This is a genomic window from Pseudomonas sp. PAMC 26793, assembly GCF_000313235.1.
Taxonomy (GTDB): Bacteria; Pseudomonadota; Gammaproteobacteria; order Pseudomonadales; family Pseudomonadaceae; genus Aquipseudomonas; species Aquipseudomonas yamanorum.
Window position 1 is genome coordinate 69,124 of the sequence record NZ_AMXG01000023.1, and the last position, 26,994, is coordinate 96,117.

The window sequence follows — 26,994 nt, forward strand, 5'->3', positions numbered from 1 at the left end:
TTGCGCTAGCATAGGCACTTCCTACGTTTCGGAAGTGCTCATGCCTGCGCCGGCCCACCCTCATTACCTTCAACTGACCCTGGCCAACGGCCTGCGGGTTTCCTTGCGTCATGCGCCGCATTTGAAGCGTTGCGCGGCGGCCTTGCGCGTTGCGGCGGGCAGTCACGATGTGCCCTTGGCCTGGCCGGGACTGGCGCATTTTCTTGAGCATTTGCTGTTCCTGGGCACCGAGCGTTTTCCGGCGAGCGAAGGGCTGATGCCCTACGTGCAGCGCCAGGGTGGGCAGGTCAATGCCAGCACTCGCGAACGCACTACCGACTTTTTCTTTGAGGTGCCTGTTTCGGCATTTGAGGCGGCGTTGGAGCGTTTGGGAGACATGCTCGCCCATCCGCGTTTGGCCCTGGAAGACCAGTTGCGCGAGCGCGAAGTGTTGCAGGCGGAGTTTATCGCCTGGTCGCAAGATGCCACGGCGCAACAGCAACAGGCGTTGCTGGAAGGTGTTGCGGCGGATCATCCATTGCGGGCGTTTCATGCGGGCAATCGGGATAGCTTGGCGGTAGAGCGTGAGGATTTTCAGCAGGCGTTGCAGGATTTTTATGAAAGTTTCTATCAGACCGGGCAGATGACCTTGAGCCTTGCGGGCCCTCAGTCGCTGGCGGAGCTAGAGGCGTTGGCGCAACAGTTCGGTGCGGCGCTGAAGACTGCGTCGCTGCTGCCACAGAAGCCTTCGCCCGCGTTGCTGGCCGGCAACCAATGCACGTATCAATACGCCGATGAACACCGCTGGCATCAGGTGGTGGTGAGCGAAGCCTCCCCTGAGGCGCTGGATTTCCTCTGCTTGTGGCTGAACGCTTCGGCGCCGGGCGGATTGCTCGCCGAGTTGCAGTCGCGGCAGTGGGTCAGTGCCATCAACGCGACGGTTTTGTACCAGTTTGCCGGCCAAGCGCTATTGGATATCAAGTTCACTCTGGACACTCACGGCCACCCAAAGACGACCCTGATCGAAGAACTGTTGCGCGACTGGCTGAGCTTTTTCGCCCACAGTGACTGGACCCTGTTGCGGGAAGAGTACGCGTTGCTGCTCGCTCGCAAACTACAGGTCAGCGGTGCCCTGGCATTGGCCCGACAGCATCATGAGCCCGTTTTGTCCGAGCATAGCGCCACGTCCCTCAAAGTCCTGTTGGACGCGCTGCAATTGCCACCGTCCCGGCACGCCTGGCAACTACCGGCCAACCCGTTCCTGCGCCCGGCGGTCAAGGAAGAGCGCCCGGGTTTGATTCGAGGCCAGACCAGCGCCCATCGCGGCCTGCGCACGTTCGCCCAGGATCGCTCCCGTGGCCGAAAGGACCTCTCGGCGTTGACCTTCAGCCAGGCGCTGCCAGGCGACACGGATGAAGGCGCCCTCTACCTGCGCTGGCGTCTGGATTCGCCGTTGCATGACGAGCTTTTCCCCCAGCTGCGTGAGAACGCCAGCCAGGCTGGCGTCCAGCTGTCGTTCGAGACAATTGGCGGTTTCTGGCAGTTGAAGATGGTCGGGCTGCACGAACCCATGCCCGCGATATTGGAGGAAGTGGCACGCGGGCTAACCCAGCTGGATGAAACGACCGTGACGCACCCCGCCGCGGCACAGACCCTGGCGATCCGGCAGTTGCTCAAGGCATTGCCCGGCTATTGCGCCAGCATCCCACCTGCAGAACAGATGGCCGGGCCGGATCGATGGTCGACCGCTCGCTGGCAAGGGCTTGCCGTCGGACTGCCCACCGCCTGTGAGATGGCGATAAAAAGCGCAGCAGGGAAACTGCCGGGGCAACCGGAAGCGGCTATCGGCAAGCTTCCATCAATCAGCGGCCAGCATGTGTGGCATGAAGTGAGTACCGATTCCCGCGACGCCGCGTTGCTGCTGTTCTGCCCCACACCCAGCCAATCCCTGGCCGACGAGGCATGCTGGCGTTTACTCGCGCATCGGGTGCAAGCGCCGTTCTACCAACAACTGCGTGTTGAGCTTCAATTGGGCTACGCGGTGTTCAGCGGCATCCGACAGTTCAACGGGCAAACCGGCCTGCTGTTTGGAGTGCAATCCCCAAGCGCGTCTCTTGCGCAAATCCTCGATCACCTGCAGGCGTTCCTGAAGCAACTGCCCACGCTGATCAACGCCAGCGAACTGCCGAACGATCTGGCCCGGCAATTTTCCATCGACGCCCTGCCCACCGCCCAAGCCGCCGAACTGCTCTGGCACGCGCACTTGGCAGGCCACTCGTCGGATTACATCCAGCAGTTGCAAGATTTCATCCAGACCCGCTCCCGCGAGGATTTAATGGAAGCTGCACAGCAACTCAATGCTGCTGCAGGCGGATGGCGTTGTGTGGCCAATGGCGCTTGTGCCGCCGGCTCCTGGCAGCGATCTGGCTGATCATTGCCGCTTCGGTAAAAGGCTTTTTCCCACAGGACAGCGCTATCTTCACCAGAAGTACGTAACATTCACATGCACACCTCTGAACATCTCCGCTTGGAGGTGGACTATATGTATTGGTAGTAAATGTCCCATCCATCCGTAGGAGTAAGAACATGACCTGGTCCAAACCTGCTTACACTGATCTGCGTATCGGCTTTGAAGTCACCATGTACTTTGCCAGCCGCTGATTGGCTTTGTATCGCAATGCAACGCCTCGGCCCGCCCGGGGCGTTTTTATTTTTGAGTTATGTGTAGTGGAGCGGCCATGTTTGTCCAGATTCTAGGTTCCGCCGCGGGCGGTGGTTTCCCGCAATGGAACTGCAACTGCGTGAACTGCGCAGGTTTTCGCGACGGTAGCCTGCGGGCCGAGGCGCGTACCCAGTCGTCCATCGCGATTTCCGATGACGGCGTGAACTGGGTGCTGTGCAACGCGTCGCCAGATATCCGCGCCCAGCTTCAAGGGTTCGCCCCGATGCAACCCGGCCGCGCCCTGCGGGATACCGGCATCAGCGCGATCATCCTGATGGACAGCCAGATCGACCACACCACCGGCCTGCTCAGCCTGCGCGAAGGCTGCCCGCACCAGGTGTGGTGCACCGACATGGTCCATGAAGACCTGAGCACCGGCTTCCCGCTGTTCACCATGCTCACCCATTGGAACGGCGGCCTGGCCTGGAACCGCATCGAGCTGGATGCCAGCTTCACCATTCCCGCCTGCCCCAACCTGCGCTTTACACCATTGCCCCTGCGCAGCGCGGCACCGCCCTACTCGCCTCACCGATTCGACCCACACCCGGGCGACAACATCGGCCTGATCGTCGAAGACCTGCGCACCGGCGGCAAGCTGTTCTATGCGCCGGGCCTGGGCAAGGTCGACGGACCGTTGCGGGAGATCATGGCCGGCAGCGATTGCCTGCTGGTGGACGGCACGATGTGGGATGACGACGAAATGCAGCGCCGGGGCGTTGGCACCCGCACCGGTCGCGAGATGGGCCACCTGGCACAAAACGGCCCCGGCGGCATGCTGGAGGTGCTGGAGCAGTTGCCCAAACAGCGCAAAGTGCTTATCCACATCAACAACACCAACCCGATCCTGGACGAGGACTCGCCCGAGCGAGCCGAGCTGCTGCGACGCAATGTGGAAGTGGCGTACGACGGCATGAGCATTGAATTGTAGGAGCGAGCCAAATGACTGACACACCACTGACCACCGCCGAGTTTGAACAGGCCCTGCGGGCCAAGGGCACCTTCTACCATATCCATCACCCGTATCACGTGGCGATGTATGAAGGCCGCGCCACCCGCGAGCAGATCCAGGGCTGGGTCGCCAACCGCTTTTATTACCAGGTGAACATTCCCCTCAAGGACGCCGCGATCCTGGCCAACTGCCCGGACCGGGAGATTCGTCGTGAGTGGATTCAGCGCCTGTTGGATCACGACGGCGCCCCCGGCGAAGACGGCGGCATTGAAGCCTGGCTACGCCTGGGCCAGGCGGTCGGCATGGACCCGGATCAACTGCGCTCCCAGGAATTGGTACTGCCCGGCGTACGATTTGCGGTAGACGCCTACGTCAACTTCGCCCATCGCGCCAGCTGGCAGGAAGCCGCCAGCAGTTCCCTGACAGAGCTGTTCGCCCCGCAGATCCACCAGTCGCGCCTCGACAGCTGGCCCCAGCATTACCCGTGGATCGACCCGGCCGGCTATGAGTATTTCCGTACGCGGCTGGGCCAGGCTCGCCGGGATGTGGAACACGGTTTGGCGATCACCTTGCAGCACTACACCACCCGCAAAGGCCAGGAGCGCATGCTGGAAATTCTCCAGTTCAAACTGGACATTCTTTGGAGCATGCTCGATGCCATGAGCATGGCTTACGAACTGAAACGCCCGCCGTATCACAGCGTGACCGATCAGCGTGTATGGCATAAGGGGATCACCCTATGAGCTTCGATCGCAGCAAAAAACCAACCTGGCGCCAGGGCTATCGCTTCCAGTACGAACCGGCGCAGAAAGGCCACGTGCTGCTGTACCCGGAAGGCATGATCAAGCTCAACGACAGCGCCGCGCTGATCGGTGGCTTGATCGATGGCGAGCGCGATGTAAGCGCGATCATTGCCGAGCTGGACAAGCAATTCCCTGGCGTACCCGAGCTCGGTGAAGACATCGAGCAATTCATGGAGGTTGCCCGTGCTCAGCACTGGATCGAACTTGCCTGACCTGCCACCGAAACCGGAGATTGGCCTGCCACTCTGGTTGCTGGCCGAGCTGACCTATCGTTGCCCGCTGCAATGCCCGTACTGCTCCAACCCGCTGGATTTCGCCGAGCAGGGCAAGGAGCTGAGCACCGAACAGTGGATCAAGGTGTTTCGCGAAGCCCGGGAAATGGGTGCCGCACAACTGGGCTTTTCCGGCGGCGAACCGCTGGTGCGCCAGGACCTCGCCGAACTGATCGCCGAGGCGCGCAAGTTGGGCTTCTACACCAACCTGATCACTTCAGGCATCGGCCTCACCGAGCAGAAAATCAGTGACTTCAAGAAGGCGGGCCTGGACCATATCCAGATCAGCTTCCAGGCCAGCGACGAGCAAGTGAACAATCTGCTGGCCGGCTCGAAAAAAGCCTTCGCGCAAAAACTCGAAATGGCCCGGGCAGTAAAAGCTCACGGCTACCCGATGGTGCTGAACTTCGTCACCCATCGGCACAATATCGACAAGATCGACCGCATCATTGAGCTATGCATTGCCCTGGAAGCGGACTTTGTCGAGCTTGCCACCTGCCAGTTCTACGGCTGGGCCCAGCTCAATCGGGTCGGCCTGTTGCCAACCCAGGAACAGCTGGTGCGCGCCGAACGCATCACCAACGAATACCGCGCCAAGCTCGAAGCCGAAGGCCACCCGTGCAAGCTGATCTTCGTCACGCCGGATTATTACGAGGAACGCCCGAAAGCCTGCATGAATGGCTGGGGCAGCATCTTTCTGACAGTGACGCCGGACGGTACTGCCCTGCCGTGCCACGGCGCCCGACAGATGCCGGTGCAGTTTCCCAACGTGCGCGACCACAGCATGCAACACATCTGGTACGACTCGTTTGGCTTCAACCGCTTTCGCGGCTACGACTGGATGCCCGAGCCGTGCCGTTCATGCGATGAGAAGGAAAAGGACTTCGGCGGCTGCCGCTGCCAGGCGTTCATGCTGACCGGAGATGCCAGCAATGCTGACCCGGTATGCAGCAAGTCAGAGCATCACGGGCTGATCCTTCAGGCCCGTGAAGACGCGGAGCACGCCACTCAGACCATCGAGCAACTGGCCTTTCGCAACGAGCGAAACTCACGGCTGATCGCGAAAGGCTGAGGTCTTTTTAGCGTTTGGCGATGATGTACACCGCGTGCACGATACCCGGGATGTAACCGCACAAGGTCAGCAAAATATTCAGCCAGAACGCGCCAGCGAAACCCACTTGCAGGAACACACCCAGTGGCGGCAGCAGAATGGCGATGATGATGCGAATGATATCCATGGGTTCAGCTCCAGAAAATCGGCTCGTGTGAGCCGTACAAGCTAATCGACCTTGGCCGTTGGTAAGGGTTCAGTGGAATCTGGCACTCAGCCATCGTCGAATTCGCAGACAAAAAAACGCCCCCAGCCAAAAGAATCAGGCTGGAGGCGCCGCGTATACCGCGAGACGGTTCAGGAAATAAGGGGTTAAACGGCAATGCCCTTGCGGCATTGCAGCTGTGCGGTGCGCACTCGGGAGAAAGCGCGGGCCAGGCGCAGGAGCATTTCGTCGACGTTGCTTTTGCTTAACGTGAGCGCCGGGGTGAAACGCAGACAGTCAGGTTGCGGCGCGCTCAGGATCAGTCCTTCACTCAGCGCGGCCTTTACCACTGCATCTGCCGAGTCTTCCGACAGGGTCAGTCCCCACAGCAGACCTTGGCCACGCAGTTCGCCCTGGCCATAACGATGAGCCAGGCGGGCAAGCCCTTCGCCCAGATAAGCGCCAACTTCGCAAACGTGCTCCAGAAACCCGTGGCTCAGTACGGTATCGATCACCGCCAAACCAGCGGAGGCCATCAGCGCGCTGCCATGGTGGGTGCCTTCCAGTTCACCGATTTCAAAACAACACGCCTTGCCCCGGGCGAGCAACGCCGCCATCGGCACACCGCCCCCCAAGCCCTTGCCCAGGCAGATGATGTCGGCGCGTACGCCATAGTGCTGTTCGGCGAGCAACGTGCCGCAACGGCCAGTGCCGGTTTGCACTTCGTCAAGGATCAACAGGATGCCCAGCTCGCGGCACAGGCGTTCGACACCCTTGAGATAGTGCTCGGTCGCAGGGATGACGCCGGCATCGTTCTGGATCGGCTCAAGCATGATGGCCACCGTCTGTGCGTCGACGGCTGCATGTAATGCAGGCAGGTCGTTGAACGGCACATGACTGAATCCCGGCAATTGCGGCTCAAAACGGTTTTCACTGGCAGCGGCCGATGCCGACATCGCCGCAAAGCTGCGGCCATGGCAACCGTTGCTCGCGGTGATGATGCGATAGGCGCCGCCACGGTGCAGCTGGCCCCATTTGCGCGCCAGCTTGATGGCCGCTTCACAGGCTTCGGCGCCGCTGTTGAGCAGGTAGACCTGGTCGCTGCCGGTGCGATGGCACAGGCGGTCGGCGAGGTTCAGTTGAACGCGGTTGTGCAGGCTGTTACCGGGATTGATCAGCGATTGGGCCTGATCGGCCAGCGCCTTGATTACTACCTGCGGGCTGTGACCCAGGCTGTTGGCGCCGCCGCCCTGACTAAAATCGAGATAGGCGCGGTCATCGCCGTCCCACAGCCAGGAGCCCTGGCCACGCACAAACACCTGGGGCGGTCGGACCACGCTGGGCATCAAACAATCGCTGGAAAGGTCATCTCGCAGTGTCGGCGTTTTCGCATCGAGGATCAGATCATCAAGGCTGGGGACAGGGCGTCGCAGGTTAAACAGGTTCATGGATAAACCCCGCTGGCAATCGCACCTTGGTCGATATCACCGATCACCCCATGGCGGAGGTTTTTTGCCCTGCCTATGCAACCACCGTCAACATAAACACTACTCATCGCACTTTCCGGCCCTGTAAGCCCTGTGAATAGGCGCTAGACTAGGCGCCTCGGGGGCACTCGGCCATTTCGATTTTCCAGCATTTTCGATAAGCGTTACTTATGGATTTCAAGCAACTGCGTTATTTCGTCGCGGTGTATGAAGAAGGCCACGTGGGCCGGGCTGCAGAGCGCCTGTCGATCTCCCAGCCGGCCTTGTCGCAACAGATCCGCCAGCTCGAACAGAACCTCGACGTGAGCTTGTTCGAACGCAGCAGCAAACGCCTGCTGCCGACCCTCGCTGCCCACACGTTGTACAACCACGCCCTGCCCTTGCTTGATGGCATGCAGCAGGCCGTGGAAGCCTTGCGCAACTTCAAGGGCCTAGCATTGCGCACCTTGGCGATCGGCGTGCTGCAAACCGTGCACACCAGCCTGGTACCACAGATGCTGGAACGGGTGCGCAAGGCCCAACCGCACCTGGTCGTACAAATCTACGAGTTGACCGGCATGGAGATAGAGCGCCGGCTGCTCAACGGTTCGCTCGACATCGGCATCAGCTACCTGCCGCCGCGCCAGCCGGGGTTGCACGGTGTGCTGCTGTATGAAGATGAACTGAAGGTGGTCATCCCGTCTGACCACCCGCTGCGGGAATTCAAGAAAGTCTCCTTGAAGCAAGCCGCCGAGCTACCGATGTTGCTGCTGGGGGAAGAGTTTCAGGTACGGCAGATCTGGCAAGGGCAACTGGCCAACCTGGGCCGTCGTCCGCAAGTGCAGGCAGAGTTGAATACGATGGTGGGGATTCTCGACAGCCTGCCCTACACCAAGCTGGCGACAGTAATGCCCGGGCGCTCCCAGGACGAACACAACAGCAAAGCGTTGCTATGGAAACCGTTGAGCGAACCAAGGGTGCCGTTGAAAGTGGGATTGGTGTGCCGGGATGTGCAGCGTCAGCAGGCGACGCTGGAGTTGTTGCGCACGCTGCTGGAAGACGTGATGAACGCGCCTGTCTGACTTTTTCGCAGGCAAAAGAAAACCCCGCCGAAGCGGGGCTTTGCAGACTGTTTCCCTGACATCCATTTCACTCCGCCTTCCTGGCAGAATCCTACGTGTCCGTGTTGTTGCTTTGCGCTTCCTGCGCGACGTCCATGTGAAGTAGATTATCCGTGGATCCAATGTGGCGATAGAGGACGAATAGCAGCACGTCATGTAAGAGAATGCTTACACGCCCTCCAACCCCTTAGAACAGTGCTTCATCCAGCAAAAACAGTGATTCGCTACCGGCTTTCACCGAAGCGCTCAGGGACGCGATCCTCGGCAGCAAGCGGGCAAAGTAGAAGCGCGCAGTCCCCAGTTTGCTGGCGTAGAAATCTTCCTGAGCCTCTTTGCCCAAGGCTGCCTTGGCCATCAGGGCCCACATGTAGGCATAGGCCATGTAGCCAAACGCATGCAGGTATTCCACCGACGCCGCACCGATTTCATTCGGGTTGGACTTGGCGCGATCCAGCAGCCAGGCGGTCAGCTCATCCAAATCATCCACCGCCGCGTTCAGGGGCTTGGTGAACTCGGCCAGTTCGGCGCCCGCAGTAGCGGTGAAATGGCGGATCTCGTCGGCAAACAGCTTGTAGAACGCCCCGCCACTGCCGACGATCTTGCGTCCCACCAGGTCCAGGGCCTGAATGCCATTGGTGCCTTCGTAGATCTGGGTGATGCGCACATCACGCACCAGCTGCTCCTGGCCCCACTCGCGAATGTAGCCGTGGCCGCCGAAAATCTGCTGGCCGTGCACCGTGGTTTCCAGGCCCAGGTCAGTCAGGAATGCCTTGGCAACCGGGGTCAGCAAGGCAACCAGGTCGTCTGCACGTTTACGGGTGGTGGCTTCTTCGCTGAACTTGGCGGTGTCCAGCTGCATTGCCACGTAGGTGGAGAAAGCACGACCACCTTCGTTGGAGGCTTTCATGGTCAGCAGCATGCGCCGCACGTCCGGGTGGACGATGATCGGGTCGGCAACCTTGTCCTTGGCTTTCGGACCGGTTGGCGAACGGCTTTGCAGGCGGTCGCGGGCATATTCGATAGCGTTCTGATAAGAGCGCTCGCCCGAGGCCAGGCCTTGAATACCGACGCCCAGCCGCTCGTAGTTCATCATGGTGAACATCGCCGCCAGACCCCGGTTCGGCTCGCCCACCAGGTAACCCACGGCTTCGTCAAAGTTCATCACGCAGGTCGCGGAAGCCTGGATGCCCATCTTGTGTTCGATGGAGCCACAGGTCACCGGGTTGCGCGCCCCCAGGCTGCCGTCGGCATTGACCATGAACTTGGGCACCAGGAACAGCGAGATGCCCTTGGGCCCCGCCGGTGCGTCCGGCAGCTTGGCCAGCACCAGGTGGATGATGTTCTCGGTGAGGTCGTGCTCGCCCCCGGTGATGAAGATCTTGGTACCGCTGACCTTGTAGGAACCGTCTGCCTGAGGCTCGGCCTTGGTCCGAATAATCCCCAGGTCGGTGCCCGCATGAGGCTCGGTCAGGCACATGGAGCCGGCCCACACGCCCGAGTACATATTCGGCAGGTAGGTGGCTTTAAGTTCTTCGCTGGCGTGGGTGTTGATCGACACGCAGGCGCCGGACGTCAGCATCGGGTACAGGCCAAAGGCCAGGCCCGAGGAGTTGATCATCTCTTCAACCTGGGCCGACACCGCCTTGGGCATGCCCATGCCGCCGTAGGTCGGGTCGCCGCCCACACCCACCCAACCGCCTTCGGCGTAGGTTTTGTAGGCGTCCTTGAAGCCGGCCGGGGTGAAGACCGCGCCATTCTCCCAGCGGCAACCTTCTTCGTCGCCACCACGGCTAAGCGGGGCGACGGTCTTGGAGGTGACTTTGCCGGCTTCTTCGAGGATTGCCTCTACGGTCTCGGCGTCGACAGTCTCCGCCAACGCTGGCAGTTGGGCCCAGAGTTTGGCGACCTCGAAAACTTCGTTGAGGACGAAGCGCATATCGCGCAGCGGCGCTTTATAGTCAGCCATGGCAAACCTCGTGAGAACTTTAGCGTTATTCGGGTGGGGTCAGTTTTACAGACCCTGAGTGTAACCGAACAACTTTTGTGACACATAGGGTCTGCTTGTGACCAACAAGTATTTTACGGTCACTAAAGCGCAAACAGCTCCGCCGGCAGACTCATCAGGCACTCACTCCCCGCCTCCACCGCCGCCCGATGCGCGCGCGTACGTGGCAGCAGACGCTTGAAGTAGAACTCGCAGGTGGCCAGCTTGCCCCGGGCGTAATCGGCATCACCCTTGCCGCTTTCCAACTGCTCTTGTGCCACCAGCGCCATCCGCAGCCACAAGTAGGCGAGGATGATATAGCCGCTGTACATCAAGTAATCCAAGGCTGCAGCGCCGACTTCATCGGGGTTTTTCATGGCTGCCATGCCGACCTTGACCGTCAGCTCGCCCCATTGCTGGTTCAACTCGTTGAGTTGCGCCACGTGGGCCTTGAGTTGCGGATGCTCGGCATTGGCCGCGCAGAACTTGTGGACGATCTTGGTAAAACCACGCAGCAGCTTGCCCTGGCTACCGAGCACTTTGCGCCCGAGCAAATCCAGCGCCTGTATGCCATTGGTGCCTTCATAGATCGGCGCAATCCGGCAGTCCCGCACCAACTGCTCCATGCCCCACTCACGAATAAAGCCATGGCCACCGAACACCTGCATGCCGTGGTTAGTCACCTCCAGCCCGGTTTCGGTCATGAAGGCTTTACAGATCGGCGTAAGGAAGGCCAACAGGTCTTCAGCCTCCTGACGCTGACTTTCGTCGCCGCTCAAGTGCGCGGTATCGAGCAACTGCGCGGAGAAGTAGGTCAACGCCCGGTTACCCTCGTTGAAGGCTTTCATGGTCAGCAACATGCGCCGCACATCCGGGTGGACGATGATCGGGTCGGCGGCTTTTTCCGGGGCCTTGGCGCCGGTCAGCGAGCGCATCTGCAAGCGGTCGTTGGCGTACTTGATCGCGCCCTGGAAGCTCGCTTCACCCAGGCAAAGGCCCTGCATGCCGGTGCCCAGGCGCGCATGGTTCATCATGGTGAACATGCAGTTCAGGCCTTTGTTCGCCTCACCGATCAGGAAGCCCCGAGCACCATCGAAGTTCAGCACACAGGTGGCCGAAGCCTTGATGCCCATCTTGTGTTCGATCGAGCCGCAAGCCATCGCATTGCGTTCACCTGAGTCAGCGTGGAACTTAGGCACGATAAACAGCGAAATGCCCTTGGTCCCGGCCGGCGCGTCCGGCAGCTTGGCCAGCACCAGGTGGATGATGTTTTCACTCATGTCGTGCTCGCCGGCCGAGATGAAAATCTTGCTGCCGGTGATCGCGTAGCTACCATCTGCCTGAGGCACGGCGCGGGTCTTGATCAGCCCCAGGTCGGTGCCGCAATGGGCTTCGGTCAGGCACATGGTGCCGGTCCACTGGCCGGCGGTAAGTTTGCTCAGGTAGGTGTTTTTCTGTTCTTCAGTGCCATGGGCACGGATCGCCGACATCGCACCGTGGGTCAAGCCGGGGTACATGCCCCAGGACGTATTGCTGGAGGAGATCATCTCAGCGAGTACCAGGCCGAGGGACATTGGCAAGCCCTGCCCGCCGTAGGCCGGATCGGCCGCCAAACCGTGCCAGCCGCCTTCCACGTACTGCGCGAAGGCTTCCTTGAAGCCCTTCGGCGTGGTCACCACACCGTTGTCGAAATGGCAGCCCTCTTCATCGCCGGAGCGGTTCAACGGCGAGAGGACGTTTTCACAGAACTTGGCGCCTTCTTCGAGGATCGCGCCGACCATGTCCGGGCTGGCGTCAGTCGCACCCAGCGCCGCGTAGTGGCCGTGGAAATCAAAGACGTGATCGATCAGAAAGCGCATGTCGCGCAGGGGAGCTTTATAGTCAGGCATGGCAATGTCTCCGGCAGCAGATACCTTCAACCTACTGCCCCACGGCCCACCGGACAATCACTGTAGGGCCGCTGAATACACCGCCATCACTCAACCGGCAGCGCTGTCCATACGTACCGCGCCGCGGCGGGTCTGCCCTGAAGCAACCACGCAGTTACGCCCTGCGCCCTTGGCGTTGTACAGCGCCTGGTCGGCGGATTTGAGCACTTCTTCAGGGCTGCGCTGCTCGGCCTGGCGCTCGGCGACGCCGATGCTGACCGTCACCGACACGCTGGACGCGCCACTGCCTGCACGTCGTTGCCGGCCTTGCTGGTCGTCGTTGGGACGATCGGGGTTACGCAACTTGATGTCGTAGTTGGCGATGATTTCGCGGATCTCTTCCAGGTGCGGCAGGCATTCATCCAGGGTCTTGCCGGCGAACACCACGGCAAACTCTTCGCCGCCATACCGATAAGCCCGGCCTCCGCCGTTGACCTTGGACAGCTTGCTGGCCACCAGGCGCAGTACCTGATCGCCCACGTCGTGCCCATGGGTGTCGTTGAAGCGCTTGAAGTGATCGACGTCGCCCATGGCCAGCACGTAGTTGCGCCCCAGCCGCTGCATGCGTTCGTTGAGCGCGCGCCGGCCCGGCAGCCCGGTCAGCTCGTCACGGAAGGCCATTTGATAAGCCTCGTGGGCCACACCGGCGGCAATCATCAGCATCACCTGGCTGCACATGATGTTCAGGGTGAACGGCAGGATGAAGGTCTGCGGCAACATCCAGAACAACCCCAGCAAGCCCACCAGTTGCGCGGCGTGCAGTGGCCTTGGCTGGTACCAGTACTGCGCGGCCAACGTCACAAAGCCAATCAGGAACATCGGGTATGACAACTGGATCAGGCTCATCCAGCGGCCATGCAAGGCGGGCCAGCGAATCTCGGCCAACCAGCTCAACACGGCCTGGGGGAAACTTTGCTCAAGGGCCAACGCCACGCTGCCGACCGCAAACAACACCGCGCATCGTGCGATGAAGTCGCGAAACAGGTGGGTTTTTTCCTGCCAGAGCGCATAGATGCTGAACAGCAGCGGCAACAACAGGCAGCACAGATGGAAGACCACTGCCGCGTCTTCCCGAACATGGCCGTGGTCGCGGTAATAATCGGTCTGGGTGTCCAGCAGGAAATAGACCACGTACACCGTGATCATCAGGAACAGCTCGCGCTGGCGGCGGTAGACCGCGCAGTACGAACCGCCCAGCAGCAGCACGAGGGTCGGCAGCACATTGAAAAGTGACGTGAAGAACACATTGAGGTCCTTCACGTACGCAGCCGAGAGCCCCGCCATCAGCAACAGCAATGAAGGTAAAAAATGACTGAACCGTAAAGCAGACACGCGTGGCAAGGGTAAAGCTCCGACCCACTAAAAAGATGGCACAGTGCCTTCACTGATCACAGTTAAGCACATTCGATGTGATGCGTATCACATTGCCATCACTTTAACGGCCGGGCGGCGCAATCCCTGAGTGCTGCGCTGTGGTTTTTTATTGAGTGGCGTGGAGCGGGACGCAGAGCATCCCAGGCAGCATTCCCACGCGGAGCATGGGAACGATAAAAAAAGCCGCCGCTCCCGAAAGAGCGGCGGCTTTTGAAATGAACTCGCCGAGGCTTAGTAGCCCAGGTCGAAGTTCTCTTCTTTCATGTCCATCAGGTTGTTGGCGCCCGACAGCATGGTTGCAACGTGAGTGCGGGTACGCGGCAGGATGCGCTGGAAGTAGAAGCGCGCAGTCTGCAGCTTGGCGGTGTAGAAACCTTCTTCGGTAGTGCCGGCAGCCAGTTTCTCGGCGGCCAGGCGAGCCATGTCAGCCCAGAAGTAGGCCAGGCAGGCGTAGCCGGAGTACATCAGGTAATCCACCGAGGCGGCGCCGACTTCTTCACGGTCCTTCATGGCTGCCATGCCGACCTTCATGGTCAACTCGCCCCACTCTTTGTTCAGTGCCGCCAGCGGTGCAACGAATTCTTGTACCGCTTCGTTGCCTTCGTTGGCCTGGCAGAACTTGTGGACGATCTTGGTGAAGCCCTTCAGCGCTTCGCCTTGGGTCATTAGCACTTTACGGCCCAGCAGGTCGAGGGCCTGGATGCCGGTGGTGCCTTCGTACAGCATCGAAATACGGCTGTCGCGAACGTTCTGCTCCATGCCCCACTCGGCGATGAAACCGTGGCCGCCGTAGATTTGCACGCCGTGGTTGGCGGCTTCAAAACCGACTTCGGTCATGAACGCCTTGGCGATCGGGGTCATGAACGCCAGCAGTGCGTCAGCCTGTTTCTTGGCTTCGTCGTCGGTGCCGTACTTGACCACGTCAACCTGCTTGGCGGTGAAGTACACCATCGCGCGGTTGCCTTCGGCGAAGGCTTTCATGGTCAGCAGCATGCGGCGCACGTCAGGGTGCACGATGATCGGGTCGGCCGCCTTGTCCGGCGCTTTCGGGCCAGTCAGGGAGCGCATTTGCAGGCGGTCGCGAGCATATTTCAGGCCGCCCTGGAAGCCGATTTCAGCGTGGGACAAGCCTTGCAGCGCGGTACCCAAACGAGCGGTGTTCATAAAGGTGAACATGCAGTTCAGGCCTTTGTTCGCCGGGCCGATCAGGAAACCGGTGGCCGCGTCGAAGTTCATCACGCAGGTGGCGTTGCCGTGGATGCCCATCTTGTGTTCCAGGGAACCACAGGACACCGCGTTGCGCTCGCCAATCGAGCCGTCAGCGTTCGGTACGAACTTGGGAACGATGAACAGCGAAATGCCTTTGGTGCCAGCCGGTGCGTCCGGCAGGCGAGCCAGCACGATGTGGACGATGTTGTCGGCCATGTCGTGTTCGCCGGCCGAGATGAAGATCTTGGTGCCGGAAACCTTGTAGGAGCCATCAGCCTGAGGCTCGGCCTTGGTGCGCAGCATGCCCAGGTCGGTGCCGCAGTGCGGTTCGGTCAGGCACATGGTGCCGGTCCACTCGCCCGACACCAGTTTGGTCAGGTAAGCCTCTTGCTGCTCGGGGGTGCCGTGCTCGGAAATGGTGTTCATCGCGCCATGGGACAGACCGGGGTACATGCCCCACGACCAGTTGGCTTCGCCGACCATTTCGCTGACTGCTAGGCCCAGGGACTCCGGCAGGCCTTGGCCACCGTGCGCCACGTCGTGGGCCAGGCTTGGCCAGCCGCCTTCAACGAACTGTTTGTAGGCTTCTTTGAAACCGGTAGGGGTCTTAACGCCTGACTCGCTCCAGGTGCAACCTTCGATGTCACCCACGCGGTTCAGCGGTGCCAGTACCTGCTCACAGAACTTGGCGCCTTCTTCGAGAATGGCGTCAACCATGTCCGGGGTAGCGTCCTGGCAAGCCGGCAGGCTCTGATAGTGCGCTTCATAGCCGAGCAGTTCGTCACGAACGAAGCGAATATCACGCAAGGGGGCCTTGTAGTCAGGCATAGCGATAAACCTCTGCTGATGTATCTGGGATGAACAACCGCGTGGATTGTTGTAGCGGTCAAACAGTTGTTTGAAACATACGTTTACGACCAATCCTTGTCAAGCGTCGTGCAAATGCCGTTTGTCATGACGCAGGTCAACGTCAGGCACGGCGAGGCCTGCAGCGAAATGCCGCATGACGATTCGGGGTGAAAAAAGATTATTGAGCGGTGAAGATCAATGTGGGAGCTGGCTTGCCTGCGATGCGGGCGCCGCGGTGTATCAGGAGGATCGAGGTGACGCTATCGCAGGCAAGCCAGCTCCCACAGAGAAGCCAGCTCGCACGATAAGAGGGGGGCTTATGCGTAAGTGTCGATCAACGTACCGAGCATTTCGTCGGAAGCCTTGGCGACTTTGGCGCCCAGCTCGACCTGGAACTTGCCTTGGGCCATCTCGACCATATTGCTCGCCGAGTTGCTGGCCTGATTGGCCTCTACCGAACGCAAACGATCATTTTGCGCGTCCGAAGGCTGGGTAGTGGCGGCGCTGGCGATCTTGCCGGCGGCCTGGTCGACACGGTTCTGCCCGGTCTGAATGGCGCTCAGTCCCGAGTAAAACGCACTGCTACCAGAGATTTCCATGGCGTGAACCTGCCTGAAAGAGAATCGTGAAACCTTATTGAAGCAGACATACCGGCAAAAGGCCCGTTAAAAACACTAATGGCATAATGCCTTATTGATAGGCAAAACTAGTCAAGCAGGTCCAGTTGCAAGTACTCGGCGACCGCTTCGGCGCTGGGATGCTTGAGCTTGGGCACCCTTCCCAGGCATGGCGCGGGGAGTCGCTCCGCCAGGGTCGCGAGGTTTTCTTCCAGACGAGAGGTCTTCGGATCGATGATATTCGCCACCCAACCCGCCAGCGGTAAACCGTCCCGGGCGATGGCTTCGGCGGTCAGCAACGCGTGACTGATACAACCCAGTCGCACACCCACCACCAGAATCACCGGCAGCTTCAGCGCCTGGGCCAGGTCCGACAGATTGTCCTGATCCGCCAAGGGCACACGCCAACCGCCCGCGCCTTCAATCAAGGTGAAGTCTGCCTGCTTGGCCAGAATATGCTGCATGGGCTTCAACAACGACTGCACCGTCAGTGCCACACCGGCTTCGCGGGCTGCCAGATGCGGCGCGATGGCCGGCTCGAACGCCACCGGATTGACCTCGGCATAGGTCAAGGGCAGCGAACACTCGGCCAGCAACGCCAGGGCATCCGAATTGCGCAGGCCCTTGGGCGTCAGTTGGCAACCCGAGGCCACCGGTTTGCCCGCGGCGGTACTTTTGCCGGCTTGCCGCGCGGCATGCAGCAGGCCGACGGCGATGGTGGTCTTGCCGACATCAGTGTCGGTCCCTGTGATGAAGTAAGCGGCATTCATAGAGGTTTCTCCAGGACGGCGTACACCACTTGATAAGTCGCCGGCAGGCCCTGGGCCTGGCGGAACTGCTCGTAGGCTTGCACCAGTGCAACAATCCGCGCCCGGCCCGTCAAGCCTCCGGGGCGCCCCGGGTTCAGATTGTGCGCACCCAATGCTTTCAGTTCGTGGGTCAGGCTGCGCACGTCGGGGTAGTGCAACACGTGGGGACGCTGCTCCAGGCTACGCAACTGCAAGCCGCTGGCCGCGCACAACTGCTCATAAGCACTGAACGGCCGGAAGCGGTTCACATGAACCATGCCATCCGCCGCGCGCCAGCTTTCGCGCAACTCATCCAGCGTACCCACGCACAGGCTGGCAAACGCCAGCACACCGCCGGGCTGCAACACACGACGCGCTTCACTGAGCACTGCTGCAAAATCCGAGCACCACTGCACCGCCAAACTGGAGTAAATCAGCCCGCAACTGGCGTCCTGCAACGGCAAGCGCTCGGCATCGCCAGCGACAAAGTGCTGCGCGCCGCCCAAGGGCCGGGCGTGGTTGAGCATGCCCTCGGCGATATCCAGGGCCAAACCCTGGCTATCCGGAAATGACTGGCCCAGTACACGACTGAAATAGCCCGTGCCACTGCCCAGGTCCAGCCAGCGCTGTGGAGAAAGACCTTCGGGCAAACGCCGCAACAGCTCGCTGCCCACCGCACGCTGCAACTCGGCAACGCTGTCGTAACTGGCGGCGGCGCGGGAAAAGGAGGCCGCTACCTGACGCTTGTCTGGCAAGCCGCCGGGCAGCACATGGGACAAATCAGTCATCACCGCACTCATGCAAAAAAGCCTGGATGGCCCCCGCCACACCATGGGGGTCCTCCAGTAGAAAAGCGTGACCGGCCTGTTCAATCAGGCCGATTTCAACATCGGGCAACAACGTCAGCAGATCACTGGCTGCCTCGGCGGGCACCAGGCCGTCCATGCCGGCAAACAGATGCAATTGCGGGCCGCGAAAAGCCAGCAACGCCTCACGGGTATCCAGTTGAGCGAGTAACTCAAGGCCCGTCATCAAGACCGGCGAAGGCGTATTCGGAGCCCCGCTGACCAACAACCGCGCCAGCCCACGAGGATCTTCCGCGCCCTTGGCGCACAGCAGGCCGAAGCGTTTGAGCGTGACCTGGGAATCGGCATTGCACCCGGCGAGAAACGCATCGAAGGTTTCGCCGGGCATTGCGCTCGGCCAGCCATCATGGGCGACAAAACACGGGTTACTGGCCAAGGTCACCAGGCCACAGCAACGATCACCCCGGCGCGCTGCAAGCTCCGAAGCCAACATCCCGCCGAGGGACCAGCCGCCCAGCCAGGCGTTGTCCGGCAGGCTGGCGTCCAGTTCGTCGAGCCATTCGTCGAGGTCGCTGGTGGCCAACACCGGCAAGGGTTCGATGTGCACCCGCAAGTGTTCATCCAGCCCTTGCAACGCCGCCGCCAGCGGTTCCAGCGGTGACACGCCAAGGCCCCAACCCGGCAGCAATACCAGTCGATCACGCATGGTCGGGCTCCTGGCCTAACAAGCGGAAACACGCTTCCAATGCGTTTAACAATAGCTGCACCTGGGCTTCGCTGTGGGCCGCCGTCAGGGTTACCCGCAGGCGAGCGCTGCCGGCTGGCACGGTCGGTGGCCGGATCGCCGTCACCATCAGCCCACGCTCGCGCAACATCCGCGACAAACGCACGGCACGGGCACTGTCGCCAATCATGATCGGCTGGATCGGCGTGAAACTGTCCATCAGCTCCAGGCCGATCTGCTCGGCACCCTGGCGGAATTGGCGGATCAGCCCATTCAAATGCTCCCGCCGCCAATGCTCGGTGCGCAGCAATTCCAGGCTTTTCAGCGTGGCGCAGGCCAGTGCCGGCGGTTGGCTGGTGGTGTAGATATACGGGCGGGCGAACTGGATCAGGCTTTCGATCAGCTCTTCGCTGCCCGCCACAAATGCGCCGGCGGTACCGAAGGCCTTGCCCAAGGTGCCTACCAGCACCGGCACGTCTTCCTGGCTCAAACCGAAATGCTCGACGATGCCACCACCGTTGGCGCCCAAAGGCCCGAAGCCATGGGCGTCATCCACCATCAGCCATGCGCCCTTGGCCCGGGTTTCACGGGCCAGCGCCGGCAGGTCAGCCAGGTCGCCGTCCATGCTGAACACGCCGTCGGTGACCACCAGCGCATTACCCGTGGCTTTCTCCAAGCGCTTGGCCAGACTGGCCGCGTCGTTGTGCAGGTAACGATTGAAGCGTGCACCGGAGAGCAAACCGGCATCCAGCAGCGAGGCATGGTTGAGACGGTCTTCCAGCACCGTATCGCCCTGCCCCACCAGCGCCGTGACCGCGCCGAGGTTGGCCATATAACCGGTGGTGAACAACAGCGCCCGGGGGCGACCAGTCAGGTCGGCCAAGGCTTCTTCCAGTTCATGGTGCGGCGTGCTGTGGCCAATCACCAGATGCGAAGCGCCGCCACCGACACCCCAGCGAGCAGCGCCCGCGCGCCAGGCTTCAATCACTTGCGGGTGATTGGCCAGGCCCAGGTAGTCGTTATTGCAGAACGCCAGCAACGGCTGGCCATCGACCACCACGTCAGGGCCTTGAGGGCTCTGCAGCAGTGGACGCTGGCGATACAGGTGTTCGGCACGACGAGCCGCAAGACGCGCGGCGAGATCGAAAGACATGAGACCTCGGTAGATCAGGATGAACGCAGTCAAAAATGTGGGAGCGGGCTTGCTCGCGAAAGCAGTGGATCAGTCAGCTTATGTATTGGCTGACACACCGCCTTCGCGAGCAAGCCCGCTCCCACATTTGGATGGCATTCCAAAGTGGACTTATCAAACAGCCGCGTTATAGAACTGCTCGCTGCTCTTCTGCTCCACCAGCGCCTGCTCGATCGCCGCCTGGTGCACTTCGTCGGCGTGCTCTTCGCGAGCCTCCGGCAAGATGCCCAGGCGCGAGAACAGTTGCATGTCCTTGTCCGCCTGCGGGTTGGCGGTGGTCAGCAGTTTGTCGCCGTAGAAAATCGAGTTGGCACCGGCAAAAAACGCCAGGGCCTGCATCTGCTCGTTCATCGCCTCACGCCCGGCCGACAGCCGCACATGGGACTGCGGCATCAGGATGCGCGCCACTGCCAGCATGCGGATGAAGTCGAACGGGTCGATGTCGTCGGCGTTTTCCAACGGCGTGCCGGCAACCTTCACCAGCATGTTGATCGGCACCGATTCCGGATGCTCCGGCAGGTTGGCCAACTGGATCAGCAGGTTGGCGCGGTCGTCCAGGGACTCGCCCATGCCGAGGATGCCGCCGGAGCAGATCTTCATCCCCGAATCACGCACGTAGGCCAGGGTTTGCAAACGCTCGGCGTAGGTGCGGGTAGTGATGATCGAACCGTAGAACTCCGGCGACGTGTCGAGGTTGTGGTTGTAGTAATCGAGACCAGCCTGGGCCAGGGCTTCGGTCTGGTCCTGGTCGAGGCGGCCGAGGGTCATGCAGGTTTCCAGACCCATGGCTTTCACGCCTTTGACCATCTCCAGCACGTAGGGCATGTCTTTGGCCGACGGGTGTTTCCAGGCGGCGCCCATGCAGAAGCGGGTCGAACCGATGGCCTTGGCGCGAGCGGCCTCTTCGAGGACCTTCTGCACTTCCATCAGCTTCTCTTTTTCCAGGCCCGTGTTGTAGTGGCCCGACTGCGGACAATATTTGCAATCTTCCGGGCAGGCGCCGGTCTTGATCGACAGCAGCGTGGAAACCTGGACGCGGTTGGCGTCGAAATGCGCGCGGTGCACGGTCTGCGCCTGGAACAACAGGTCGTTGAAGGGCTGCACGAACAGCGCTTTGACTTCGGTTAAAGACCAATCGTGACGCAGGTTGGCAGTGATGCTGGCGCTCATGGGCGATTCCTTGATTATGCTTTGGCAAGCCCTGCGGAAAGTAATACCCACAGGCACGACACGGATGCTCGGCATATTTAAGGAAGATTCATGCACTGTCAACTTGATAAGAAACACGAGGTTTACATCTGGTTAAAAAGCAACCAAACCTGTTTAGTGTGTGATGAAAGCAGCGAAACAGCCCATTCCATCTGCAACACCTGCGAAACCGAACTGCCCTGGTTGATGGATCATTGCGAAGTGTGCGCGCTGCCGTTGCCCATGTCGGGCCTGGTGTGCGGCCAATGCCTGAAGCGACCACCGGCGTTTAAACAGGTGGTTGCCCCCTGGACCTACAGCTTTCCCATCGACAGCCTGATCAGCCGCTTCAAGCATCAGGCCCGATGGCCGCTGGGCCATTTGCTCGCGCACCTGCTGGGGCAGTTTCTGCAACACCGTTATGACGATGCGCAGCTGACGCGCCCCGACTGCCTGCTACCCGTGCCCCTGGCTCGCAAACGCCTGCGGGAACGGGGTTACAACCAGTCAGCCATGCTCGCGCGCTGGCTGAGCAAGGACCTGAATATCCCCTACGATGAGCACCTGCTGTTACGGCCTCATGAAACGGTGGCGCAACAGGACCTGGACGCCAAGACCCGCCAGCGCAACCTGCTCCAGGCCTTTGCCTTGGCGGACGGTGCGCAAATCAAAGGCCGACACCTGGCGCTGATCGATGACGTACTGACCACCGGCGCCACCGCCAACAGCCTGGCCAGCCTATTGACGGACGCCGGCGCCCGACAGGTGGATGTGTATTGCCTGGCCCGCACGCCCAAACCCGGCACATGACTTGACTCTCAGACGCCCTGCCCGCAACGTCTGCCCATTCCATCGAAGCGTGTCCCCATGTCCCTGCCAACCCTCTTGAGCCAACACATCGTCCGCCGCCCCCAACGCATTGCGTTGCTGCAACACATTGCCGAACAGGGCTCCATCACCCGCGCGGCAAAGAGCGCGGGCTTGAGCTACAAGGCCGCGTGGGACGCCATCGACGAGCTGAACAACCTGGCGCAAAAGCCCCTGGTGGAACGCAGTGTCGGCGGCAAGGGCGGTGGCGGCGCCAAGCTGACGGCAGAAGGCGAACGGGTGTTGCGCCTCTACCAGCGTCTGCAAGTGCTGCAAGCCCAGGTGCTGGATTCCGTCGAAGACGCCAGCGACTTCAACCTGCTGGGCCGCCTGATGCTGCGCACCAGCGCGCGCAACCAGTTGCACGGCAAGGTCATGGCCATCGACAGCCATGGCCGCAACGACCTGATTCGCCTGGAACTGGCCGGCGGGCTGAGCCTGGATGCACAGATCACCCACGACAGTACTTTGCATCTGGAGCTGGAGACCGGCACCGAGGTGGTGGCCCTGATCAAGGCTGGCTGGCTTGAAGTGCTGGCCGCCTCGCAGTCAGCAACACCTGGACACAATTGCCTGGAAGGAAAAATCGAGGCGATTCTCGACGCCGATGATGGCCCCAGCGAGGTCCGTATCACTTTGCCCAATGGTCAGGTTTTGTGTGCCCTGGCCCGGCCCGACGCACTTGCGCAGATCAATGCCACCGAAGGCATGCAGGTGAAGGTGCAGTTCTCCCCCAGCAACGTGCTGCTGGGCACCCCGGTGTAACGCTTCAAACTGCAACAATTTCGTCACGACCGCTCCCTAAGGTGTCTGCAAAAACCCGCAGGGAGCCTGAAATGAGCCTATTAGAAGAAAACCAAGCCACCGACCTGGAACAGATGGTCGGCCTCACCCGCCGGCGTTTTATCGGCGCCGGCGCCCTGTGCGGTGCGGCGATGTTCCTCGGCGGCAACCTGCTGACCCGCAGCGCCCTGGCCGTCAACGCCGCGTCGAACAGCCCATTGCTGGGTTTCACCAGCATCGCCGCAGCCACCAGCGACACCATCACCCTGCCCCCCGGCTACAGCGCCTCGGTACTAATCAGTTGGGGCCAGCCGCTGCACAAGAACGCGCCGGCCTTCGACCCCAGCGGCAACGGCACCGCCAAGGCCCAGGAACAACAGTTCGGCGACAACAACGACGGCATGAGCCTGTTTGCCTTCCCCGGTGACGACAACCGAGCGCTGATGGCGATCAACAACGAATACACCAACTATCGCTACCTCTACGCCCACGGCGGCTCCCCGCAATCAGCCGAAGACGTGCGCAAGGCACTGGCCAGCGAAGGGGTGTCGGTGATCGAAGTGCGGCGCAAAGGCGGCACCTGGCAGTTCGTCCAGGACTCGCGCTACAACCGGCGCATCCACGGCAACTCGCCGATCCGCTTTGGCGGCCCCGCAGCGGGCCATGCCTGGCTGAAAACCAGCGCCGACAAAACCGGCAAGAAAGTCCTCGGCACCTTCCAGAACTGCGCCAACGGCAAGACCCCGTGGGGCACCTACCTGACCTGCGAAGAGAACTTCACCGACTGCTTCGGCAGCAGCAACCCGCAACAGACCTTCGACGCCGGGCAGAAACGCTACGGCGTAGTGGCCGCCAGCAAAGACATCAACTGGCACCCCCACGACCCGCGCTTCGACCTGGCCAAGAACCCCAACGAACTCAACCGCCATGGCTGGGTGGTGGAAATCGACCCGTTCGACCCCCAACCCACGCCGGTCAAACGCACCGCCCTGGGCCGCTTCAAGCACGAAAACGCCGCCTTGGCGGAAACCCGCGACGGCCGCGCCGTGGTGTACATGGGCGACGACGAACGCGGCGAGTTCATCTACAAGTTCATCAGCCGCGACAAGATCAATCACAAGAACCCCAAGGCCAACAAGGACCTGCTGGACCACGGCACCTTGTACGTGGCGATCTTCGACGCGGGCGACGGCAATGCCGACCATCCCAAGGGCCAGGGCCAATGGGTCGAACTGACCTACGGCAAGAACGGCATCGACGCCAACAGCGGTTTCGCCAGCCAGGCCGAAGTGCTGATCCACGCACGCCTGGCCGCCAGCGTGGTGAAAGCCACCCGCATGGACCGCCCGGAATGGATCGTGGTCAGCCCCACCGACGGCCAGGTGTATTGCACCCTGACCAACAACGCCAAGCGCGGCGAAGACGGCCAGCCGGTCGGCGGCCCGAACCCGCGGGAGAAAAACGTCTACGGGCAGATCCTGCGCTGGAAGGCCAACGCCAATGACCATGGCGCGCCGGACTTCAGCTGGGACCTGTTTGTGGTGGCCGGCAACCCGGCGGTGCATGCCGGGACGCCAAAGGGCGGCTCGTCCAACATCAACCCGCAGAACATGTTCAACAGCCCGGATGGGCTGGGCTTCGACAAGGCCGGGCGGTTGTGGATCCTGACCGATGGCGACTACAGCAACGGTGGCGACTTTGCCGGGATGGGTAACAACCAGATGCTGTGTGCCGACCCGTCGACCGGTGAAATTCGCCGGTTCATGGTAGGGCCGGTGGCCTGTGAAGTGACCGGGATCAGCTTCTCGCCGGACCAGAAAACCCTGTTCGTGGGGATTCAGCATCCGGGGGAAACCGGTGGTTCGACCTGGCCGGAGCACCTGCCGAATGGCAAGCCACGGTCGTCGGTGATGGCGATTCGTCGGGATGATGGCGGGATCGTCGGCGCCTGATAAGGCCTCTTCGCGAGCAAGCCCGCTCCCACATTAAACCGAGTCCTGGCTTTGGAATGCGGTCAAATGTGGGAGCGGGCTTGCTCGCGAAGGCATCAGAACAGTCACCACCTATCCAACCCTGGGTGCGTTACCATACCCGGCCGGACGCGGCGCCCTGCTGCGCGCAGGAGTTCGCATGGCACACCCGTTTGAAACACTGACCCCTGACCTGGTGCTCGACGCTGTCGAAAGCATCGGTTTCCTCAGCGACGCCCGCATCCTCGCGCTCAACAGCTACGAAAACCGTGTGTACCAGGTCGGCATCGAAGACTCCGAGCCCTTGATCGCCAAGTTCTACCGGCCTCAGCGCTGGACCAACGAAGCGATCCTCGAAGAACACAGCTTCACCTTCGAACTGGCCGAGTGCGACGTGCCGGTGGTGGCGCCGATGATTCACAACGGTGAAAGCCTGTTCGAACACGCCGGTTTCCGCTTCACCCTGTTCCCGCGCCGGGGTGGCCGCGCGCCAGAGCCGGGCAACCTCGACCAGCTGTATCGCCTCGGCCAACTGCTCGGGCGCCTGCACGCGGTCGGTTCCACCCGCCCCTTCGAACACCGCGAAGCCCTGGGCGTGAAGAATTTCGGTCACGATTCCCTGAACACCCTGCTGGAAGGCAATTTCATTCCTCGCAGCCTGCTGCCCGCCTACGAGTCCGTTGCCCGCGACCTGCTCAAGCGTGTGGAAGAGGTCTACAAGGCCACGCCCCACAAGAACATCCGCATGCACGGTGATTGCCACCCCGGCAACATGATGTGCCGCGACGAGATGTTCCACATCGTCGACCTTGATGACTGCCGCATGGGCCCTGCCGTTCAGGACCTTTGGATGATGCTCGCCGGTGACCGTCAGGAATGCCTGGGGCAGCTGTCGGAATTGATGGACGGCTACCAGGAATTCCACGACTTCGACCCGCGCGAACTGGCCCTGATCGAACCGCTGCGCGCCCTGCGCCTGATGCACTACAGCGCCTGGCTCGCGCGGCGCTGGGACGACCCGGCGTTCCCCCACAGCTTCCCGTGGTTCGGCAGCGAACGTTACTGGGGCGACCAGGTGCTGGCGTTGCGTGAACAGTTGTCGGCGCTCAACGAAGAACCGTTGAAGCTGTTCTGATCCCTGCCGTCTGGGCCCTGACCTTGGGCCCTACACTTTCAACACACATCCCCTGACAAATATCCTTACAATCGCGGCTTTGTTAGCTGCCTAAGCAAGGATTCTGCATGCAAGCCGCCAACCCCCGTCGCGGATACATATTGGGCCTGAGTGCCTACGTCATCTGGGGCCTGTTCCCGATCTACTTCAAGGCCATCGCCAGCGTTCCCGCCGCAGAAATCATCGTCAACCGCGTGCTGTGGTCCGCGCTGTTTGGCAGTTTGCTGCTGATGGTCTGGAAACACCCGGGCTGGCTCCGAGAACTGCGGGACAACCCCAAGCGCCTGGCAATCCTCGCACTCAGCGGCACCTTGATCGCGGCCAACTGGCTGACCTACGTGTGGTCGGTGAACAGTGGCCGCATGCTCGAGGCCAGTCTCGGTTACTACATCAACCCGCTGGTGAACGTGCTGCTGGGCATGGTGATCCTGGGCGAGCGCCTGCGCCGCCTGCAATGGGTGGCCGTGGGCCTGGCGGCAGTGGGTGTGGCGCAACAGGTGTGGCAGGTCGGCAGCTTGCCGTGGGTGTCCCTGGTACTGGCGGCGACTTTCGGTTTCTATGGATTGATCCGCAAGCAGGCGCCGGTCAAGGCGCTGCCCGGGCTGGTGGTGGAAACCTGGATGCTGGTGCCGATTGCCATCGCGTGGCTGCTGTTCAACCCGTCCGCCCACAGTGCGCAGATGGCGTTCTGGAGCACGTCCGAAGCGTGGTGGCTGGTGGCCGCTGGCCCGGTGACACTGATCCCACTGGTGTGTTTCAACGCCGCCGCGCGGCATTTGCCCTACACCGCCCTGGGCTTCCTGCAATACGTGGCGCCGACACTGGTGCTGCTGGAAGCGGTGCTGCTGTTCAACGAACATCTGGCGCCGGCCACGTTGATCGCTTTCTGCTTTATCTGGGCCGGCCTGGTGGTTTACAGCCTCGACGCCTGGCTGACCGTACGGAAAAACTGATCAAATAACGAACAACCCCC

General features: G+C 61.3%; 24 protein-coding genes. 12 read left to right on the forward strand and 12 right to left on the reverse strand.

Annotated elements, in window-relative coordinates:
- Positions 1-40 precede the first annotated feature (40 nt).
- The 6 genes from pqqF (at position 41) to pqqE (ending at position 5,797) form a co-directional block, all read left to right on the forward strand.
- A complete protein-coding gene (gene pqqF, locus D109_RS0107665; RefSeq protein ID WP_017476377.1) occupies positions 41-2,410 on the forward strand; it encodes a pyrroloquinoline quinone biosynthesis protein PqqF in 2,370 nt (789 codons plus the stop codon).
- Positions 2,411-2,565: 155 nt separating this feature from the next.
- On the forward strand, positions 2,566-2,640 hold the full coding sequence (gene pqqA / locus D109_RS1000000132640; protein WP_003194766.1) for a pyrroloquinoline quinone precursor peptide PqqA: 75 nt from the start codon (positions 2,566-2,568) through the stop codon (positions 2,638-2,640).
- Positions 2,641-2,717: 77 nt separating this feature from the next.
- Positions 2,718-3,629, forward strand: coding sequence for a pyrroloquinoline quinone biosynthesis protein PqqB (pqqB, locus tag D109_RS0107675; RefSeq protein WP_017476378.1), 912 nt, complete (start codon positions 2,718-2,720; stop codon positions 3,627-3,629).
- Between the two features lie 11 nt (positions 3,630-3,640).
- A complete protein-coding gene (gene pqqC / locus D109_RS0107680; RefSeq protein WP_017476379.1) occupies positions 3,641-4,393 on the forward strand; it encodes a pyrroloquinoline-quinone synthase PqqC in 753 nt (250 codons plus the stop codon).
- On the forward strand, positions 4,390-4,665 hold the full coding sequence (pqqD, locus tag D109_RS0107685) for a pyrroloquinoline quinone biosynthesis peptide chaperone PqqD (protein WP_003211043.1): 276 nt from the start codon (positions 4,390-4,392) through the stop codon (positions 4,663-4,665). Before pqqC ends, pqqD begins: the two co-directional genes overlap by 4 nt.
- Positions 4,658-5,797: a pyrroloquinoline quinone biosynthesis protein PqqE gene (gene pqqE, locus D109_RS0107690; RefSeq protein WP_017476380.1), complete on the forward strand. Its 1,140-nt coding sequence runs from the start codon at positions 4,658-4,660 to the stop codon at positions 5,795-5,797. The genes pqqD and pqqE overlap by 8 nt, the downstream gene beginning before the upstream one ends.
- Positions 5,798-5,804: 7 nt before the next feature.
- On the opposite strand, the gene D109_RS1000000132645 is transcribed toward pqqE, so the two are convergent.
- On the reverse strand, positions 5,805-5,963 hold the full coding sequence (locus D109_RS1000000132645) for a YqaE/Pmp3 family membrane protein (protein WP_003211049.1): 159 nt from the start codon (positions 5,961-5,963) through the stop codon (positions 5,805-5,807).
- Positions 5,964-6,148: 185 nt separating this feature from the next.
- Entirely contained in the window at positions 6,149-7,429 is a 1,281-nt protein-coding gene (locus tag D109_RS0107700) for an aspartate aminotransferase family protein (RefSeq protein ID WP_017476381.1), read from the reverse strand.
- Positions 7,430-7,638: 209 nt separating this feature from the next.
- Between D109_RS0107700 and D109_RS0107705 the strand changes: the two genes are divergently transcribed.
- Positions 7,639-8,529, forward strand: coding sequence for a LysR family transcriptional regulator (locus tag D109_RS0107705; RefSeq protein ID WP_017476382.1), 891 nt, complete (start codon positions 7,639-7,641; stop codon positions 8,527-8,529).
- Positions 8,530-8,755: 226 nt separating this feature from the next.
- Here the strand turns inward: D109_RS0107705 and D109_RS0107710 are convergent, their stop codons facing one another.
- From D109_RS0107710 to bioB, 10 genes are all read right to left on the reverse strand, one after another.
- On the reverse strand, positions 8,756-10,534 hold the full coding sequence (locus D109_RS0107710) for an acyl-CoA dehydrogenase C-terminal domain-containing protein (RefSeq protein ID WP_017476383.1): 1,779 nt from the start codon (positions 10,532-10,534) through the stop codon (positions 8,756-8,758).
- A 122-nt stretch (positions 10,535-10,656) separates the two neighbouring features.
- The gene (locus D109_RS0107715) at positions 10,657-12,441 is read right to left on the reverse strand and encodes an acyl-CoA dehydrogenase C-terminal domain-containing protein (RefSeq protein WP_017476384.1); all 1,785 of its coding nucleotides are present in this window, start codon (positions 12,439-12,441) and stop codon (positions 10,657-10,659) included.
- Positions 12,442-12,531: 90 nt separating this feature from the next.
- The gene (locus D109_RS0107720) at positions 12,532-13,821 is read right to left on the reverse strand and encodes a diguanylate cyclase (RefSeq protein ID WP_026077836.1); all 1,290 of its coding nucleotides are present in this window, start codon (positions 13,819-13,821) and stop codon (positions 12,532-12,534) included.
- A gap of 264 nt (positions 13,822-14,085) precedes the next feature.
- Positions 14,086-15,891, reverse strand: a complete 1,806-nt coding sequence (locus D109_RS0107725; protein ID WP_008434376.1) for a phenylacyl-CoA dehydrogenase — start codon at positions 15,889-15,891, stop codon at positions 14,086-14,088.
- A 338-nt stretch (positions 15,892-16,229) separates the two neighbouring features.
- Entirely contained in the window at positions 16,230-16,511 is a 282-nt protein-coding gene (locus tag D109_RS0107730) for a hypothetical protein (RefSeq protein WP_017476386.1), read from the reverse strand.
- Positions 16,512-16,618: 107 nt separating this feature from the next.
- Positions 16,619-17,299, reverse strand: coding sequence for a dethiobiotin synthase (bioD, locus tag D109_RS0107735; RefSeq protein ID WP_017476387.1), 681 nt, complete (start codon positions 17,297-17,299; stop codon positions 16,619-16,621).
- A complete protein-coding gene (gene bioC, locus D109_RS0107740) occupies positions 17,296-18,105 on the reverse strand; it encodes a malonyl-ACP O-methyltransferase BioC (RefSeq protein ID WP_017476388.1) in 810 nt (269 codons plus the stop codon). The genes bioD and bioC overlap by 4 nt, the downstream gene beginning before the upstream one ends.
- On the reverse strand, positions 18,098-18,829 hold the full coding sequence (locus D109_RS0107745) for an alpha/beta fold hydrolase (RefSeq protein ID WP_017476389.1): 732 nt from the start codon (positions 18,827-18,829) through the stop codon (positions 18,098-18,100). The genes bioC and D109_RS0107745 overlap by 8 nt, the downstream gene beginning before the upstream one ends.
- Entirely contained in the window at positions 18,822-20,000 is a 1,179-nt protein-coding gene (bioF, locus tag D109_RS0107750; RefSeq protein ID WP_017476390.1) for an 8-amino-7-oxononanoate synthase, read from the reverse strand. The genes D109_RS0107745 and bioF overlap by 8 nt, the downstream gene beginning before the upstream one ends.
- A 153-nt stretch (positions 20,001-20,153) precedes the next feature.
- The gene (gene bioB / locus D109_RS0107755) at positions 20,154-21,209 is read right to left on the reverse strand and encodes a biotin synthase BioB (protein WP_017476391.1); all 1,056 of its coding nucleotides are present in this window, start codon (positions 21,207-21,209) and stop codon (positions 20,154-20,156) included.
- 90 nt (positions 21,210-21,299) lie between these two features.
- On the opposite strand from bioB, the gene D109_RS0107760 reads away from it, so the two are divergent.
- The 5 genes from D109_RS0107760 (at position 21,300) to rarD (ending at position 26,974) form a co-directional block, all read left to right on the forward strand.
- Positions 21,300-22,037 (forward strand): ComF family protein, encoded by a 738-nt coding sequence (locus D109_RS0107760; RefSeq protein ID WP_017476392.1) that lies wholly within the window; start codon positions 21,300-21,302, stop codon positions 22,035-22,037.
- 57 nt (positions 22,038-22,094) lie between these two features.
- On the forward strand, positions 22,095-22,859 hold the full coding sequence (locus tag D109_RS0107765) for a TOBE domain-containing protein (RefSeq protein WP_017476393.1): 765 nt from the start codon (positions 22,095-22,097) through the stop codon (positions 22,857-22,859).
- 71 nt (positions 22,860-22,930) lie between these two features.
- Positions 22,931-24,829 (forward strand): PhoX family phosphatase, encoded by a 1,899-nt coding sequence (locus D109_RS0107770; RefSeq protein ID WP_017476394.1) that lies wholly within the window; start codon positions 22,931-22,933, stop codon positions 24,827-24,829.
- A gap of 178 nt (positions 24,830-25,007) precedes the next feature.
- Positions 25,008-25,982: a serine/threonine protein kinase gene (locus D109_RS0107775; RefSeq protein WP_017476395.1), complete on the forward strand. Its 975-nt coding sequence runs from the start codon at positions 25,008-25,010 to the stop codon at positions 25,980-25,982.
- Between the two features lie 107 nt (positions 25,983-26,089).
- Positions 26,090-26,974, forward strand: coding sequence for an EamA family transporter RarD (gene rarD / locus D109_RS0107780; RefSeq protein ID WP_017476396.1), 885 nt, complete (start codon positions 26,090-26,092; stop codon positions 26,972-26,974).
- The last annotated feature ends 20 nt before the right edge of the window (positions 26,975-26,994 follow it).

What these genes read in the sequence shown, in the direction of transcription:
- pqqC (WP_017476379.1), top strand. Translation starts at nt 3,641, where the DNA reads ATGACTGACACACCACTGACCACCGCCGAGTTTGAACAGGCCCTGCGG.
- D109_RS0107775 (WP_017476395.1), top strand. Translation starts at nt 25,008, where the DNA reads ATGGCACACCCGTTTGAAACACTGACCCCTGACCTGGTGCTCGACGCT.
- D109_RS0107715 (WP_017476384.1), bottom strand. Translation starts at nt 12,441, where the DNA reads ATGCCTGACTATAAAGCTCCCCTGCGCGACATGCGCTTTCTGATCGAT.
- D109_RS0107760 (WP_017476392.1), top strand. Translation starts at nt 21,300, where the DNA reads ATGCACTGTCAACTTGATAAGAAACACGAGGTTTACATCTGGTTAAAA.
- D109_RS1000000132645 (WP_003211049.1), bottom strand. Translation starts at nt 5,963, where the DNA reads ATGGATATCATTCGCATCATCATCGCCATTCTGCTGCCGCCACTGGGT.
- pqqF (WP_017476377.1), top strand. Translation starts at nt 41, where the DNA reads ATGCCTGCGCCGGCCCACCCTCATTACCTTCAACTGACCCTGGCCAAC.
- pqqB (WP_017476378.1), top strand. Translation starts at nt 2,718, where the DNA reads ATGTTTGTCCAGATTCTAGGTTCCGCCGCGGGCGGTGGTTTCCCGCAA.
- D109_RS0107730 (WP_017476386.1), bottom strand. Translation starts at nt 16,511, where the DNA reads ATGGAAATCTCTGGTAGCAGTGCGTTTTACTCGGGACTGAGCGCCATT.
- D109_RS0107710 (WP_017476383.1), bottom strand. Translation starts at nt 10,534, where the DNA reads ATGGCTGACTATAAAGCGCCGCTGCGCGATATGCGCTTCGTCCTCAAC.
- pqqD (WP_003211043.1), top strand. Translation starts at nt 4,390, where the DNA reads ATGAGCTTCGATCGCAGCAAAAAACCAACCTGGCGCCAGGGCTATCGC.
- bioC (WP_017476388.1), bottom strand. Translation starts at nt 18,105, where the DNA reads ATGACTGATTTGTCCCATGTGCTGCCCGGCGGCTTGCCAGACAAGCGT.
- D109_RS0107770 (WP_017476394.1), top strand. Translation starts at nt 22,931, where the DNA reads ATGAGCCTATTAGAAGAAAACCAAGCCACCGACCTGGAACAGATGGTC.
- bioF (WP_017476390.1), bottom strand. Translation starts at nt 20,000, where the DNA reads ATGTCTTTCGATCTCGCCGCGCGTCTTGCGGCTCGTCGTGCCGAACAC.
- D109_RS0107725 (WP_008434376.1), bottom strand. Translation starts at nt 15,891, where the DNA reads ATGCCTGACTACAAGGCCCCCTTGCGTGATATTCGCTTCGTTCGTGAC.
- bioD (WP_017476387.1), bottom strand. Translation starts at nt 17,299, where the DNA reads ATGAATGCCGCTTACTTCATCACAGGGACCGACACTGATGTCGGCAAG.
- bioB (WP_017476391.1), bottom strand. Translation starts at nt 21,209, where the DNA reads ATGAGCGCCAGCATCACTGCCAACCTGCGTCACGATTGGTCTTTAACC.
- D109_RS0107700 (WP_017476381.1), bottom strand. Translation starts at nt 7,429, where the DNA reads ATGAACCTGTTTAACCTGCGACGCCCTGTCCCCAGCCTTGATGATCTG.
- D109_RS0107705 (WP_017476382.1), top strand. Translation starts at nt 7,639, where the DNA reads ATGGATTTCAAGCAACTGCGTTATTTCGTCGCGGTGTATGAAGAAGGC.
- rarD (WP_017476396.1), top strand. Translation starts at nt 26,090, where the DNA reads ATGCAAGCCGCCAACCCCCGTCGCGGATACATATTGGGCCTGAGTGCC.
- D109_RS0107745 (WP_017476389.1), bottom strand. Translation starts at nt 18,829, where the DNA reads ATGCGTGATCGACTGGTATTGCTGCCGGGTTGGGGCCTTGGCGTGTCA.
- D109_RS0107765 (WP_017476393.1), top strand. Translation starts at nt 22,095, where the DNA reads ATGTCCCTGCCAACCCTCTTGAGCCAACACATCGTCCGCCGCCCCCAA.